Origin of the sequence: Alishewanella maricola, assembly GCF_016343785.1 — a bacterium.
In the GTDB taxonomy this organism is placed as follows: Bacteria; Pseudomonadota; Gammaproteobacteria; order Enterobacterales; family Alteromonadaceae; genus Alishewanella; species Alishewanella maricola.
Window position 1 is genome coordinate 249,084 of the sequence record NZ_JAEINI020000005.1, and the last position, 15,224, is coordinate 264,307.

General features: G+C 46.6%; 10 protein-coding genes and 1 tRNA gene. 6 read left to right on the plus strand and 5 right to left on the minus strand.

Annotated features, from left to right (window positions below):
* Positions 1-100: 100 nt before the first annotated feature.
* The 5 genes from JAO78_RS09950 to greA all read left to right on the plus strand — a co-directional run bounded on the left by JAO78_RS09950 (position 101) and on the right by greA (position 7,282).
* A complete protein-coding gene (locus JAO78_RS09950; RefSeq protein WP_226751195.1) occupies positions 101-1,255 on the plus strand; it encodes an iron-containing alcohol dehydrogenase in 1,155 nt (384 codons plus the stop codon).
* A gap of 111 nt (positions 1,256-1,366) precedes the next feature.
* The gene (dapB, locus tag JAO78_RS09955; protein WP_226751196.1) at positions 1,367-2,176 is read left to right on the plus strand and encodes a 4-hydroxy-tetrahydrodipicolinate reductase; all 810 of its coding nucleotides are present in this window, start codon (positions 1,367-1,369) and stop codon (positions 2,174-2,176) included.
* A gap of 250 nt (positions 2,177-2,426) precedes the next feature.
* Positions 2,427-3,557 carry a glutamine-hydrolyzing carbamoyl-phosphate synthase small subunit gene (gene carA, locus JAO78_RS09960; protein WP_226751197.1) on the plus strand — a complete coding sequence of 377 codons (1,131 nt, stop codon included), beginning with the start codon at positions 2,427-2,429 and terminating at the stop codon, positions 3,555-3,557.
* A 30-nt stretch (positions 3,558-3,587) separates the two neighbouring features.
* Positions 3,588-6,809 carry a carbamoyl-phosphate synthase large subunit gene (carB, locus tag JAO78_RS09965; RefSeq protein ID WP_226751198.1) on the plus strand — a complete coding sequence of 1,074 codons (3,222 nt, stop codon included), beginning with the start codon at positions 3,588-3,590 and terminating at the stop codon, positions 6,807-6,809.
* A complete protein-coding gene (gene greA, locus JAO78_RS09970; RefSeq protein WP_226751199.1) occupies positions 6,806-7,282 on the plus strand; it encodes a transcription elongation factor GreA in 477 nt (158 codons plus the stop codon). Before carB ends, greA begins: the two co-directional genes overlap by 4 nt.
* Before the next feature lie 101 nt (positions 7,283-7,383).
* Here greA and JAO78_RS09975 read toward each other — a convergent pair whose 3' ends face one another.
* From JAO78_RS09975 to JAO78_RS09995, 5 genes are all read right to left on the minus strand, one after another.
* Positions 7,384-8,538, minus strand: coding sequence for an RNA polymerase sigma factor (locus tag JAO78_RS09975; RefSeq protein ID WP_226751200.1), 1,155 nt, complete (start codon positions 8,536-8,538; stop codon positions 7,384-7,386).
* A 4-nt stretch (positions 8,539-8,542) separates the two neighbouring features.
* Complete coding sequence (locus JAO78_RS09980) at positions 8,543-9,502, minus strand: alpha/beta fold hydrolase (RefSeq protein WP_226751201.1); 960 nt, start codon at positions 9,500-9,502, stop codon at positions 8,543-8,545.
* 131 nt (positions 9,503-9,633) lie between these two features.
* Positions 9,634-10,791, minus strand: a complete 1,158-nt coding sequence (locus JAO78_RS09985; protein WP_226751202.1) for a metalloprotease — start codon at positions 10,789-10,791, stop codon at positions 9,634-9,636.
* A 100-nt stretch (positions 10,792-10,891) separates the two neighbouring features.
* Positions 10,892-10,965, minus strand: a tRNA-Gly gene (locus tag JAO78_RS09990).
* Positions 10,966-11,149: 184 nt separating this feature from the next.
* Positions 11,150-12,367 (minus strand): FIST signal transduction protein, encoded by a 1,218-nt coding sequence (locus tag JAO78_RS09995; protein WP_226751203.1) that lies wholly within the window; start codon positions 12,365-12,367, stop codon positions 11,150-11,152.
* 169 nt (positions 12,368-12,536) lie between these two features.
* On the opposite strand from JAO78_RS09995, the gene JAO78_RS10000 reads away from it, so the two are divergent.
* Positions 12,537-15,215, plus strand: a complete 2,679-nt coding sequence (locus JAO78_RS10000) for a DUF2339 domain-containing protein (protein ID WP_226751204.1) — start codon at positions 12,537-12,539, stop codon at positions 15,213-15,215.
* Positions 15,216-15,224: the final 9 nt, after the last annotated feature.

Here is a 15,224-nt window from a genome sequence, read left to right on the forward strand (position 1 = left end):
ATGCGAAAATAACGCTCTTTTTTGTACTAAACCTTGAATCTGTGCCGAAACGTTCGCATTAAGTTTACTGCACATCATCTTGGTATTAGCGGAGTTCAACATGTTTAATTTTTCTTATCAAAATAGTACTCGTATTCTTTTTGGCCAAGATCAGATAAAGCAACTGGCAGAATTAATTACACCAGAGCAAAAAGTGTTGCTGTTGTATGGTGGTGGATCGATCAAAACCAATAGTGTCTATCAACAGGTGACTGCTGCTTTGCAGGCCGCCGAGGTTATCGAGTTCTCAGGTGTTGAGCCTAATCCTAATTTTGAAACGTTAATGCGCGCCACCGATATTGCGCGTCGTGAGAAAATAGACATCATTCTAGCGGTGGGCGGGGGTAGCGTAATTGATGGCGCTAAATTTGTTGCAGCCGCCGCTTTATTTGAAGGTGATGCTTGGGATATTTTGGCAAAAGGCGCTAACGTTCAGCAAGCGCTGCCGATTGGTTGTGTTTTAACGTTACCGGCCACCGGTTCTGAAAGTAATGGTAATTCGGTTGTCACGCGTTATGAAACCAAACAAAAATTGGCGTTTTCCAGCCCTTGGGTTTACCCACAGTTTGCCATTCTTGATCCTACCGTGACGTACAGTTTACCGCCGAAACAAGTGGCAAACGGTGTGGTCGATGCCTTTGTACATGTGATGGAGCAATATTTAACGTATCCGGTGAATGCTCCGGTGCAAGATCGTTTTGCAGAAGGGTTATTATTAACTTTAATTGCTGAAGGGCCCAAAGCACTGTCTGATCCACAAAACTATGCTGTGCGCGCCAATGTCATGTGGGCCGCAACGATGGCGTTAAATGGTTTAATTGGCCAAGGTGTACCGCAAGACTGGGCAACGCATATGATAGGCCATGAAATTACTGCTTTGTTCGGCCTGGATCATGCACAAACCTTAGCCATAGTGTTACCGGCTTTAATGCAACAGCAACGCAGTCAAAAGCGCGAAAAGCTGTTGCAGTATGCAACGCGGGTCTGGCAGTTACAGCATCAAGATGAAGAGCGTTTAATTGATGAAGCCATTAGTCATACGCGGTATTTCTTTGAGCGCATGGGGATACCGACGCGTTTAGCCGATTATGGCATACAAGCTGAAGCGATAGAGCAGTTAGTGAGCAAGTTAGTGCAGCACAACATGCTGGCCTTAGGCGAACATCAAGATATTACACCCGAGGTGTCTCGCCGTATTCTGCAACTGGCGCTGTAAGCCATTTCAAATAAAAGCCGTCTTTCATTTCAGGCGGCTACACTTCTTTCTTCTATCTGACGCTGTTTTTTGGTCTAATAGTCAATATTCAGATGAACAGCAGAGTAAGTGATGAGTACAATCGGTATTTTTGGCGCTAATGGCCGTATGGGGCGGGCGCTGGTCAGTGTCGCAAAAGAACAACAATTGTCTTTAACGGCAGCAACGGTACGCAGTGGCTCAGCGGTCTTAGGCCTGGACGCTGGCGAATTAAGCGGTTGTGGTGCTGTGGGGGTGCCAATAGAAGCGACTTCTGCAAACGCTGTAGCAAAAGCTGATGTATGGATCGACTTTACTATGCCTGAACCCATGTTAGCGCACTTACAACTCGCTGTGGCTGCAGGTAAAGCCATGGTCATTGGCGTGACCGGCTTAACGGATCAGCAGTATGCGCAAATCCAACAAGCCAGCCAGCATATCGCCATTGTTTGGGCCCCTAATATGAGTGTCGGCGTGAATTTAATGCTGCATTTAGCGCAAACTGCCGCCAAGGTGATGGGGAATACGGCCGATATTGAAATTATTGAAGCACATCATCGCTTTAAAAAAGATTCGCCTTCGGGTACGGCAATGGCCATTGGCGCGAGCATTGCGCGTAGCTTAGACCGCGATCTTGCCGAGGTTGCGGTGTATGGTCGCGAAGGTATGATTGGTGAGCGCTCACAGCAAACTATTGGTTTTGCTACGGTAAGAGGCGGTGACATTATTGGCGATCATACTGCACTATTCGCTGATATTGGTGAAAGACTGGAAATAAGCCACAAAGCTTCCAGCCGAAACACCTTTGCGCAAGGCGCACTGCGAGCTGCTTTGTGGTTGCAAAATAAACAGCCAGGACTTTATACCATGCAACAAGTGCTCGGATTGCCGCAGTTAGATTAAACTTTTGCGGCATTTAGCTGAAAATAATGTTAAAGGCTGTGTTTTTGTAAAATAACAAAAAAATCATGGCTAATTTCGCGCTGATAGCCTAAAATATCGAGGTTTGCCTGTAAGCAAAGAAATTATCTAGCTCGCGACTGATTCTTTGAAATCATTAGGCGAAGGCAAATACGGGTATCAGAATTTTAGGTCAAAACGGGTTGTAAAACGTTTGTGGTTTTCACCCGTTTTTTGCTGTTTGGAGGTTATTTTGACTAAGTCCGCCCTGCTCGTACTGGAAGACGGCACCGTATTTCACGGTACAGCCATTGGCGCCGAAGGAGTTTCTGTTGGTGAGGTAGTGTTTAATACCTCGATGACCGGGTATCAGGAAATATTAACTGATCCCTCTTACGCAGAACAAATTGTAACACTAACTTATCCTCATATAGGAAACACCGGAACGAATGAGGAAGATGAGGAATCCGGACAGGTATGGGCCAAAGGCCTTATTATCCGTGACCTCCCGCTGTTAGCCAGTAATTTCCGTAATCAACTCTCGCTTAGTCAATACCTTAAAAATCACAACATTCTCGGCATCGCCGACATCGATACTCGCAAACTGACTCGCATCCTTCGTGAAAAAGGCGCTCAAAATGGCAGCATCATGGCAGGTGATAATCTGGATGCCGCGGTTGCCTTGCAACAAGCAAAGGCTTTCCCAGGTTTAGCGGGGATGGACTTAGCCAAAGAAGTGACCGTTAAAGCCCCTTATCAATGGACTGAAGGCAGTTGGACGTTAGGTGAAGGCCACAAAACCATTACTGAACATCCGTTTCATGTGGTTGCTTACGATTTCGGTGTTAAACGCAACATTTTACGTATGTTAGCGGATCGTGGTTGTAAACTCACCGTTGTACCGGCACAAACACCGGCTGCTGAGGTGTTAGCGCTGAACCCAGATGGTATTTTTCTCTCGAATGGGCCAGGCGATCCAGCACCTTGCACTTACGCCATTGAGGCGATTAAAACCTTTTTAGAAACAGACATTCCGGTGTTTGGTATCTGTTTAGGTCATCAACTGTTGGCGTTAGCCAGTGGTGCGAAAACGGTCAAAATGGGCCATGGTCACCACGGTGCTAACCACCCAGTGCAAAACTTAGACACTCAGCGCGTGTTAATCACTGCGCAAAACCATGGTTTTGCGGTTGAAGAAGCCACCTTGCCGGCTAATTTACGCGCTACCCATAAATCGCTGTTCGACGGCACCCTGCAAGGGATCCACCGTACTGATAAAGCGGCATTTAGTTTTCAAGGTCATCCCGAGGCCAGCCCAGGCCCGCATGAAGCCTCTGAACTGTTTGACCATTTTATCAAGCTGATGCAACAACATCAGGCTTAAGCCGACACGAATTACGGAGACTGAGACGCAATGCCAAAACGTACCGATATAAAAAGTATTCTGATTTTAGGCGCTGGCCCGATCGTCATTGGCCAAGCCTGTGAATTTGACTATTCAGGCGCACAAGCCTGTAAAGCCTTAAAAGAAGAAGGTTATCGAGTTATTTTAGTTAACTCTAACCCCGCGACGATCATGACTGATCCAGAAATGGCTGATGCGACCTACATCGAGCCTATTCATTGGCAAGTGGTAGAAAAAATCATTGAAAAAGAACGCCCTTGTGCGGTACTGCCTACGATGGGCGGTCAAACTGCATTGAACTGTGCGTTAGAGTTAGAACGCCAAGGTGTTCTGGCCAAATATAACGTGGAAATGATTGGTGCTACCGCTGACGCCATCGATAAAGCGGAAGATAGAAATCGCTTTGATAAAGCGATGCGCTCAATTGGTTTAGCCTGCCCACGTGCCGGTTTTGCTCATTCCATGGAAGAAGCGTATCAGGTACTCGATGATATCGGTTTCCCTTGTATTATTCGCCCTTCGTTCACAATGGGTGGCTCGGGCGGTGGTATTGCTTATAACCGCGAAGAGTTTGAAGAGATTTGTACCCGTGGTTTAGATCTGTCTCCGACCAAAGAGCTGTTAATCGACGAATCGTTGATTGGTTGGAAAGAATACGAAATGGAAGTGGTACGCGACAAAAACGATAACTGTATTATTGTTTGTGCCATCGAAAACTTTGATCCTATGGGTGTGCATACCGGTGATTCGATCACGGTGGCGCCAGCGCAAACACTGACCGACAAAGAATACCAAATTATGCGTAATGCATCGTTAGCGGTATTGCGTGAAATTGGCGTAGAAACGGGTGGTTCTAACGTACAATTTGGTATCAATCCGGCAGATGGCCGTATGGTCATTATTGAAATGAACCCACGGGTATCGCGCTCGTCGGCATTAGCTTCAAAAGCAACCGGTTTCCCTATTGCTAAAGTTGCCGCCAAGTTGGCTATAGGTTACACCTTAGATGAATTGGCTAACGACATTACGGGCGGGATTACGCCAGCTTCATTCGAGCCAAGTATCGACTATGTTGTAACTAAAATTCCACGTTTTAACTTTGAAAAATTCGCTGGTGCTAACGATCGCTTAACGACCCAAATGAAATCGGTTGGTGAAGTCATGGCGATTGGTCGCAACCAACAAGAGTCGTTACAAAAAGCGCTACGAGGTTTAGAGATTGGTGTATCGGGCTTAGATCCGATCATTGATATCAGTGCACCAGAAGCGAAAGAAAAAATCATTCGCGAATTACGTGAGCCTGGTGCACATCGTATTTGGTATATTGCCGATGCGTTCCGTTTTGGTATGACCTTAGATGACATTTACAATCTAACCAAAATTGACCACTGGTTCTTAGTGCAAATTGAAGACTTAGTGAAAGAAGAACTGGCTCTAGGTACTGATGGCTATGCCGCCTTAGACGAAGCCCGTTTATCTCGCTTAAAACGCAAAGGTTTTGCTGACGCTCGTATTGCTGAAGTTTTAGGTGTGAGTGAAACCGAAGTGCGCAAAAAACGTTATAGCTACGGTTTACACCCAGTGTACAAGCGGGTAGATACCTGTGCCGCGGAATTTGCCTCTAACACCGCTTATATGTACAGCACCTATGATGAAGAGTGTGAAGCGGCACCTACCGATCGTGAGAAAATCATGATTATCGGTGGTGGGCCAAACCGTATCGGCCAAGGTATCGAATTTGATTACTGTTGTGTGCATGCGGCTTTAGCGTTACGCGAAGACGGTTACGAAACCATTATGGTCAACTGTAACCCAGAAACCGTTTCAACCGATTATGACACCTCGGATCGTTTGTATTTTGAATCTATCACCTTGGAAGACGTACTGGAAATCGTTCGCAAAGAACAGCCAAAAGGGGTGATTGTGCAATACGGTGGCCAAACGCCATTGAAATTAGCCCGTGCCTTAGAAGCCAACGGTGTGCCAATTATTGGTACTTCGCCAGACGCGATAGACCGTGCTGAAGACCGTGAGCGCTTCCAACAAGCTGTTACTCGTTTAGGCTTGAAACAGCCTAAAAACGTCACGGTAACGAGCTTTGATGAAGCGATCGCTAAAGCACCAGAAATCGGTTATCCGATGGTGGTTCGCCCGTCTTATGTTTTAGGTGGCCGCGCCATGGAAATCGTTTATGACGAGCAGGATTTACGCCGTTATATGAACGAAGCTGTAAGCGTATCAAATGACTCGCCAGTCTTATTAGATAACTTCTTAGATGATGCGATTGAAGTCGACATTGATGCCATTTGTGATGGTAGCGAAGTGATTATCGGCGGCATTATGGAACACATCGAGCAAGCCGGTGTGCATTCGGGCGATTCTGCCTGTACCTTACCACCACACAGCTTATCGCAAGCCATTCAAGATGTGATGCGCGAGCAAGTGAAAAAGCTGGCGTTAGAGTTAGGCGTAGTCGGCTTAATGAATACCCAGTTTGCGGTTAAAGATAACGAAGTTTACTTAATTGAAGTGAACCCACGAGCTGCACGTACCGTACCTTTCGTTTCTAAAGCAACGGGTGTCGCCATTGCTAAAGTGGGTGCACGCTGTATGGCGGGTAAGTCGTTAGCCGAGCAGGGTATCACCAAAGAAATTATTCCACCGTTTTTCTCAGTGAAAGAAGTGGTGATCCCGTTTAACAAATTCCCAGGTGTCGATCCTATTCTTGGCCCTGAGATGCGTTCAACAGGTGAAGTGATGGGCATTGGCGATACGTTCGCCGAAGCCTTTGCTAAAGCTGAGTTAGGCTGTGGCACGCTGATTCCAACGGGTGGCCGTGCCTTGCTTTCTGTACGTGACAGCGATAAAGTGCGCATCGTTGAACTGGCTAAACTAATGGTTGAATCGGGTTTCGAGTTAGATGCCAGTGGTGGTACAGCTAAAGCATTAGCGGATGCGGGTATTCCATGTCGAGTTGTTAACAAAGTATTTGAAGGTCGGCCGCATATGCTTGACCGTATCAAAAACGGCGAGTATAGCTATATTGTTAACACCACTGAAGGTCGTCAGGCGATTGAAGACTCTAAAGTACTGCGTCGCGGTGCCTTACAGCACAAAGCGAACTACACTACGACCTTGAATGCCGCCTTTGCTACTGTTAAAGCGAATGCTGCCAGTGCCTTTGCTAACGTAAATTCTATTCAGGAATTGCATAAGAGAGTAAACGGATGAGCTTAATTCCAATGACAGTGCAAGGCGCAGAAGCGCTGCGCATTGAACTGAATGAGTTAAAAAGTGTAAAACGGCCTGCGGTAATTCAAGCTATCGCTGAAGCACGTGCGCACGGCGATTTAAAAGAAAACGCCGAATATCACGCGGCTCGCGAACAGCAAGGTTTTATTGAAGGGCGTATTCAGGATATTGAAGGCAAATTATCCAATGTGCAGATCATCGATGTCACTAAGTTGCCTAACACGGGTAAAGTGATTTTCGGTTCAACGGTAACCATTCTTAATCTGGAAACAGAAGAAGAGATGACTTACCGTATTGTGGGTGATGATGAAGCGGATATAAAAAATAATCTGATTTCAGTTAACTCACCGATTGCACGTGGTTTAATTGGCAAAGTAGCCGATGACGTAGCGAATATCACTACGCCTAAAGGCGTGGTTGAATTTGAAATTGTTGACGTGAAATACCTGTAATAACGCGACAACTCACTTGAGACAACCCTGTTGTCTCAAACGTAAAAACGCCAGCATCTTCGCTGGCGTTTTTGTTTCTAACGGCTAACTGACTGCCATGTTTAACCGAAAAACCAGCGGCCATTTTTGATCAGGCCAGCAATCAAGCCGGCAAAACCAGCAGTTGTTCCACCAAGCATCCCAAACCAGCACCAGAACAGATTGTTGCGATACTGCCGTTTTGCTTGTTTACTCTGCGCTGCTTTAGCCAACAAGCGTGGTTTAATCGTTTGCCATACTCGAACTTGTAAATACGCCACGCCGGTCATAAAAAGGCCAAAGGCCAGCAGCAGTGCTATGGCGCCGGTGGTAAATTCGTATGCTGCAGCCAGTAATAAGCCTGAGAGGCCAACCCAAACCAAAGCCTGATTGCGATAACGTAATAAGCGATTACGCTCGTTATCGCTGGCGGCGTTTTTTAGTGGCGCGCGCATGCCCAGCACCACACCAAGCATGCCGCCGAACGCGCCAAGTAGTGCTCCACTCAACAGCCAGCCAAACTTTGCTAAGCCGCTGCTGTGTGCTGTCATGGCACTTGCGGTCGCGGCAGCTGCAGGTGGGCTACCGATCAGTAAAGCACTGATGATGGCGCTAGTTAAGCCGATGTTTGGCGCCGTGCTTAAAATCAGCTTACCGTAACGGTTTAGTAGCTGTGTTTTTAACAACTCACGTACCCGTTGCAGCTTTTTACGTACGCTATTTTCGGTTATGCCTAGTAACGCCGCGACCTGCTGGCTATTTTGCTCTTCCCGATAAAACAACAGTACAATTTCACGACTTTCACTCGGTAGTTCGGCTAAAAACTCGCGGATAATATCGGCTTGCTCGTCGCGAAGTAACTCTTCATCGGGAAAGGTGTCACTAGCAAAAGCGGCGAGCAAGGTTTCGGCTTTTTCACCACGTTCTATACGATGATCTTGCCGTTCGCGCAAATAGCTATAAGCACGGTAGCGCGTAATTTGACGAAGCCAAGGCAAAAAACTGGTGGTGTTTTGTAAGCTACGCAGCTGCTGCCAAGCTGCAATAAACACTTGCTGGCAAATATCCTCACTTGCATCCAAGTCTTGCACAATGGCTAGGGCAATGCTGCTGACACTGTTTTGGCAGCGCTGAATTAATCGACCAAAAGCCTGCATATCACCTGCGATTGCGGCCATCACATCAGGCTGTAATTGTTGTTCTAGAGTGTTTTGTGGGCTCAATTGTGCATGGTGCATGCCATTACTCCTTTAATGCCACACGAAGCTGAGCGATAAACCAATCGGGTTCATCCAGCATGATAAAATGGCGACTGTCAGTATTCATCAGTAGTTTTGCATTAGCAATAGACTCAATTTGTTGTTGGTACAGTGCAGCTGCCAGCACTTGCTGATCCGGTGTTAGCGCTCCACTGGCGCCAAGTAAGTAGACTTGGCTTGTTATTGCTGTCACTTGCGGTCGTAAATCGGTGGTTAATAGTTCATACATAGCTTGGCCGACTGTCTGGCTATCCGAGGCCGCGGCCATGTCCAGCACTAATTTTTGATGTTCTGCAGACCTCGCCTGAATAGCGATGCCTTGTGTTGCAACGGCTTTTAATTGTGCGCTAGAAAGTTGTTGATAGTAGGCTTTTAATTGCAGTGCTTGTGCTTGCATGTCGGCCACTTGCGTTGCTGAGTTGCGGCTAAAAATCGGCGCGATATAAGGCAAACCATCTACCGCGATAACTGTGCCAATCTGCTTCGGAGCAGAACTTGCCAGTGAAAAAGCGAGAAAAGCGCCTAGGCTATGGCCAATCACTGCTGGCTGTTGCAGTTGCTGCTCGGTCACATAACCCAACAGCTCTTGCTGCACTTTGGGTAAAAACTTACCATCCAAAGTGCTAGGCGTACCAGCAAAACCGGCTAAGCTAATCAGATGTAATTGAAAATCGGCTTGCAAGGCGCTAACTGTGCTCTGCCAAACACGGCGGTCCGACATTAAACCGGGAATGATTAAAACCGGTTTACCTTGTCCTACCACCTCAACGGTAAAACTTACCCTCGGTTGCGGTTGCTCAATCGCTTTGATTTGCGGTGCTATCGCACCACCTAAAATGGTTATGACAATGGCAAAGTAGGTCCAAAAGCTTGGTTTGTTTTGCTGAGTTTTTTTGGCAATGCTGTCGGTAGCGTTTTGGTTTGTGTGCTGTGGTGCGTTCATGATAAATCCTTAGTTAGTGGTGATGACCTAACTAAGTCGCATCAACCTCAGCAGCTGTGACAAATTAATTTAATTATTTTTTAATAAACGCGATAACGTGTCTTACCGCGTTCCAGATGGGGTTGTGGTATTTAGCTGGAAATAAAAATCAGGGGTAAATTTGTTCCTGGGATCCCGCTATCTGCCATGATGGTTGATAGCCACAGTAACACAGCTAATAAACATAGATAACTGACAATGGTTATTAATATGCCTGTATTACTCATAGGTAAAACGTTTTTTGCTTGTTCATCTGCTTCAAACCATAAATCCAGCGTACCGAGTAGGCCAAACAGCATTAAAAGATAAAAACCAAAGTACCATGCGGCGAATGACAAACTGCCAGTAAAAAATAATAACGCTAGTTTGGCTGCTTTTCCGTTACGGCTATAGACAGCCGCCTGGATGACGCGCCCCCCATCTAATGGCACCATGGGCAATAAGTTAAATAGGTTAAGTAATAAACTGATGGTAGCAAATGATGCTAAGGCGGTATGTTGCGTTTCAAGCCAAAGCCCGTAAGCGATGACGGCACCTAAGGTACCAAAAGCCGGGCCGGCAATGGCAATCTTAAAGTCTTGCCAACGACTGGTCGAGCGTTCACTGATCGCAACGCCGCCAACAAACGGCAGTAAATAGACCCCTTTAACCTTAAGGCCTGAGCGCTTCATCGCATAAACATGGCCATACTCGTGAATAATTAATGCGGCAATTAAGCCTACAGCAACTTCGAGATTAAATAGCCAAGCCCAGCCAGCAAGAGATGTACCGGCTAGCGCAGCCTTTATCGCTCCCGCACTTTTTGACAGCTTAACTAACACTAAACCGATAACGAAAAAGGGTTTAAACCCTTTTTTTAGCAAAGAAGGGGTGGTTGATTGTTTCACTTCAATCTGCTCATTAAGCGCTGACGTTTGCTCAGCTTGTGCGGATACTTTTTCAGCGGATGAAAGTTTGCTTTCTAACTTGTGCAGCCATGCAGGTGGCCTAGCGACCGTTTCACCTTCGCACAATAATGTTTCAGGTGTTTTTAGCCAGTAATGCACCTGGTTATTTCGTATGACTAGCTTGAAGTGCAAGCGCACTGGGCCATGTTTAGGGCACAAAAAACGGTGATCGTAGCTATGACTTAATAACGCTCGCCCTTCAGAGACAAGAACACCATTGCGCCAGACTTGCTCTTTACCAAAGTTATTTCCTTTGATCAGATAATGGTCTTGGTCATGGCAGAATTCAAATAGCGTTTGCATATTTAATGTTAAAAAATGGTAATTAATATGCGCAGTTTAGCAGCGAGGGGTAGAAAAGTCAGGCTGGCTTGGTTAAAAATATCGTTCAGTGAGCAAGGCGTGGAGCGGGTGGCGGGAATCGAACCCGTGTCTAAACCTTGGGAAGGTCTCATTCTACCATTGAACTACACCCGCGCTCTGTTGTTAAATTATAACTGCTAAGACCTGAAGTCAACTGCTATAAAGAGTGTTTTACCTCGTCGGCTGCTGCATCGATGGCCGTTGCAACCCACCAAAAAAGACGTACTTTAGGTGCGAAAAGACGCTTAAATTAAGTGCTTAGCCTGCTCCATCTAAGTGACTCACCTGTCTACCCGCCTTAATTCGGCGTGGTTAAAATCACGAGCACACCACTCCAATCTAGGCTACGGCTTTTATTACCGATAGGCGCGATTTCAACGCCGGTGTAAATACCCAGTAAAGGGATCTTTGCTGCGGTTAACTGTTGCTGCAGTTCGCGCGCTTCTTGAGGGGTGGCTATGCGCCCAGCGCAATCAAAATACAGGGCTACAATAGGAGTGTGTTGGTCTTGTTTGATTTGCTTGAGCAAGGCACGAGTTTGTTTAGCGGTTTGCGCAACAATATGCTGTGGATCGCGCTGCATAATCTGAATTTGCATGCCTTCACGAAAATCTGGTTCAAATAATATTATCCCTTCATCATTTGGCAGTATGCCATTGATGAGGCGTGTAACATAAGAAGAACTGTCATCTGGCTTGCAAGAAGTTGCGCCATTAAAGCCTAAGGCTAGTTCGGTCACCGGTGTTTGCTTACGCCAATGTGAGCTACCGGTTACCCGATCGATAACTTGGGTAACGGGCTCATCGTTTAATTGATAAAGAAATTGTTCAAAAATCTTGGTAATGGTAAAACGCTCAGCACTGAGCGGTGAACACCCATGCATATTGCTGATATAGGGTTTAACATGGCCGCTGATCAGTAAAGCGGTCGCGAGCTGGCTTTGCACTTGTGCATCGTAAAACAATTTAGTGGGGCTAAATTCTTGATCGGCGAGTAAGCCGGCGCCTGCAATAGGGACCTTTATGGGTAAAGTGTTATAGAGGCCTTTAAGTATTGGCCGTGAAGCATTTAATATGGCTGGGTTTTGCAAATTACCGGCGTAACGCACTGAATCAAAAAATAACAGGAGGAGAGCAGGTGATACAACTTGTTGCAGTTTCGCCCCTAACTGTTGCCCCGCTAAAAACGGGTTCTGGGCGATCAGCTCTGAGCAAGCACGGCTAAATGTAATATTGTCGTTATCCGATACTATTGCTAATGCAGCAGCGGGAGCTCCTTCAATCATAATCTGATCGTGGCTGATAATACCTGCAGCTGAACCTCCCAAGATGATGGTATCTGTGCCGCAGACTAATCGGGCGCCATCTAATAAGCGTTGATAATCAGTTTTTGCTGTGCAGAACAGCAGTAGAAGCTGTGCAGAAGAACGGCCAGTTTGAGCAATAGCTTGACGAGCAAGTTGTTGACCTGCGGCAAAAGCCGCATTGGTCTGAGAGAACGCAATCCCTGCGAACATAGTCTAATCCTTTTGTTACAAAACCTTCATTATTACGTAAGCGATGAAAAGCTAGCTCACTGTTCAGTATAGAATATTTCTGTAAATAGATTGTATCATTAGTAATGATATATTGGTAATTCGGCGAAATTCCCTTATGCTAAGTAAAAATGTGTTGATGGTCTGAGCTATGTTTGAATTGTTGGCGGTAATATTGGTGCTTTCCGTAATTGTTGGCACCTTTTGTGGCTTTATCGCTTTAGTTCGGCTTAGCGGCTTAGAAGCTCAAATGAGAGTGCTGCAACAGCGTATGCAGCAATTGCAAGCAGAGTCAAAACACCTACATACCCGCTCAGAGGGGGCTGCTGTTAATGCTAATGCCTCTCAGGTCGACGCTTCACTGCCATCTTCTGCTGCCCCAGCAAACCCCCTAACAGATACCGTCATCGCAGCACAAATGGTAGAGCCTAACACGGCAACAACAACTGTTTCTCCGGCAGCGTTCGTTGCTATCAGTAAGCAACATGCAGAGCCGACAGAGCCGGTTAAACCCAAAGCAGAGGCAAGCCAATGGCTAAGTTGGTTAGAGCGGCAGTTTATTGATCGCGGCATGGTTTGGTTGGGTGGGGTGGCTTTAGCATTTGGCGGTATTTTTTTAGTTCGGCATTCGTTAGACGCGGGTTGGTTTTCTCCAGAGTTACGCGTGTTTAGTGGTATTAGTTTAGGCCTGTTACTCTTAGTGGTAAGTGAGTGGCTGCATCAGAAAAAACAGTTAAGTCAGGTTTTAGAAAACTACATTCCTGCGGCATTAGCTAGCGCAGGCTTTGTAACCTTGTATGCGGTGCTATTGATGGCTCAGCATTTTTATCAGTTGATCAGCCCAACACTGGCGTTTGCTTTACTGGCTTTAGTCGCGCTTTGCGCGTCTTGGTTTTCTTTACGACAAGGGCCTATCTTAGCAGTGATCGGCATTGTTGGGGGATACGCAGTACCGATTTTAGTGTCACCGGGTAGCAATAATTGGTTAGCACTGTTGTTATACATTGCCTTAATTACAACGTCGTCGTTATTGGTTGAACGCAGGGTACAACGTTTTTGGTTATGGTTAATAACGGTTGTGGCACATTGTGGCTGGTTATTGTTGGCAATTACACAAGCTGGCGCAAACAACATCACCGTGCTGTGGGCTGCCTTATTACTTAGCTTTATTGGTATGGTTGCCTTACCTCGCTTAGGCTGGCCGTTACGCTGGCAAAACGCGGTGTTACCGATGCGGCAATGGTGGCCGCTATTGCGCGAACACTATCTTGGCGTCGTGTTACTAGCCTTTGCAGTGATGCTGCAACTGCAGTTTAGTAGTTACAGCCATCTGTGGTCTTGTGTGTTGTTAGTCAGTGTTTTATATGCGGCAGCCTTGAGTGAAAATCGCTCTGAGCTGTGGTTATGGGCGGCGGCGCTGCTGGCATTGGTTTGGCTATTACTGGGGCCTGCACTTAATGCTGACAACTTTAGCTGGACGGACGGCATACTCTTTAATTGGCAGTCATGGGTGTTGCTGCTGACAATACCTGCGGCCTTTGTTAGCGTGCTACTGCCAGCAAGACAACATTGGGCGGCTTTTTTAGCGGTCGCACCGATACTATTTCTGGCTGTATCTTATCAATTAGTGCCGAGTACACTGCAACCGTTAATTCAATTAGGTTGGATGCTATACGGCGCATTGTTAGTGATCCTTCAAAGTATTCTAGCGAAACAGGCAGCAAGTAAAGCGTTGGCTTTTATTCATGCGGCTGGCGCTAACCTCGCGTTAAGTTGGTGTTTTAGCTTATACCTGTCGGCAGCCGCTTTCACGGTAGCTATGGCGTTACAGTTAGTTTTCATTACACAATTAAGCGTTAAACAACGTTTTCCTGTCCCGTCTTGGCTGATCAAGGGGATGGTCGCCTTTGTCTTATTACGTCTTACTTCAGCCCCATTGTTGGGCAGTTATGAAGGCATCAGTATTCTGGGCTTGCACTGGTCATTGATCGTCTATCCGCTGGTGTTAGCGAGTTTTGGCCTTGCAACTTGGTTATGGCGGCATAGCAGCTTGCGTGGTTGGCTCGAAGGGGCTTGCTTGCAGTTAACGGCGTTATTCGTCACGGTGCAAACGCAATTAGGGTTGCATCCGGGGGCGCTTGATTTTTCTGTTATAGATTTTTACAGTCTAGCGTTACACAGCGCTAATTGGTCTATTTTAGCTTGGGTCTATCAGTGGCGCAGTTATCGGGCCGCGAGCATGCAAACTTTATATCGTTTTGCCGCAGGCTGTTTAGTGGTGCTGGTGTTATTTACGCAACTGACCTTAAACGTAAATTATAACCCCTTGCTAAGTGCACAAGACGTAGGGCAGTGGCCGCTACTGAATTGGCTATTCATATTGTGGGCCGTGCCTGCCTTGTGTGCAGCGGGTTTAGCTAACATGCCGCTGCCGCAGCGTTATCGACCTACTGGCTATTATGTGGCTGCGGCCGGTTTGCTGTTGTACCTTCTGAGTTCGGTACGGCAGTTTTGGCAAGGGTCACAAATTACCTTAGGTTTAGCCACCAGTAACGCAGAGCATTATAGTTATTCTTTAGTGTTGTTGTTAACGGCGGCGGGGCTAATTGTGCTGGCGCAATGGCGTGTTTGGGGCATGCTGCGTAAAGTGGGGTTCTTATTGCTCAGTGCAGTGGTCATTAAAGTATTTGTGTTTGATTTAAATGAGCTGCAAGGTTTATTCCGTGCGGCATCATTTATGGGGTTAGGGTTAAGTTTAGTGTTGTTAAGTGCTATGTTTCAGCGCTTGCAGCAAAAAATGCTTGATCGGCAAGCCCATGCCACAGAATAAGAAAAAGAG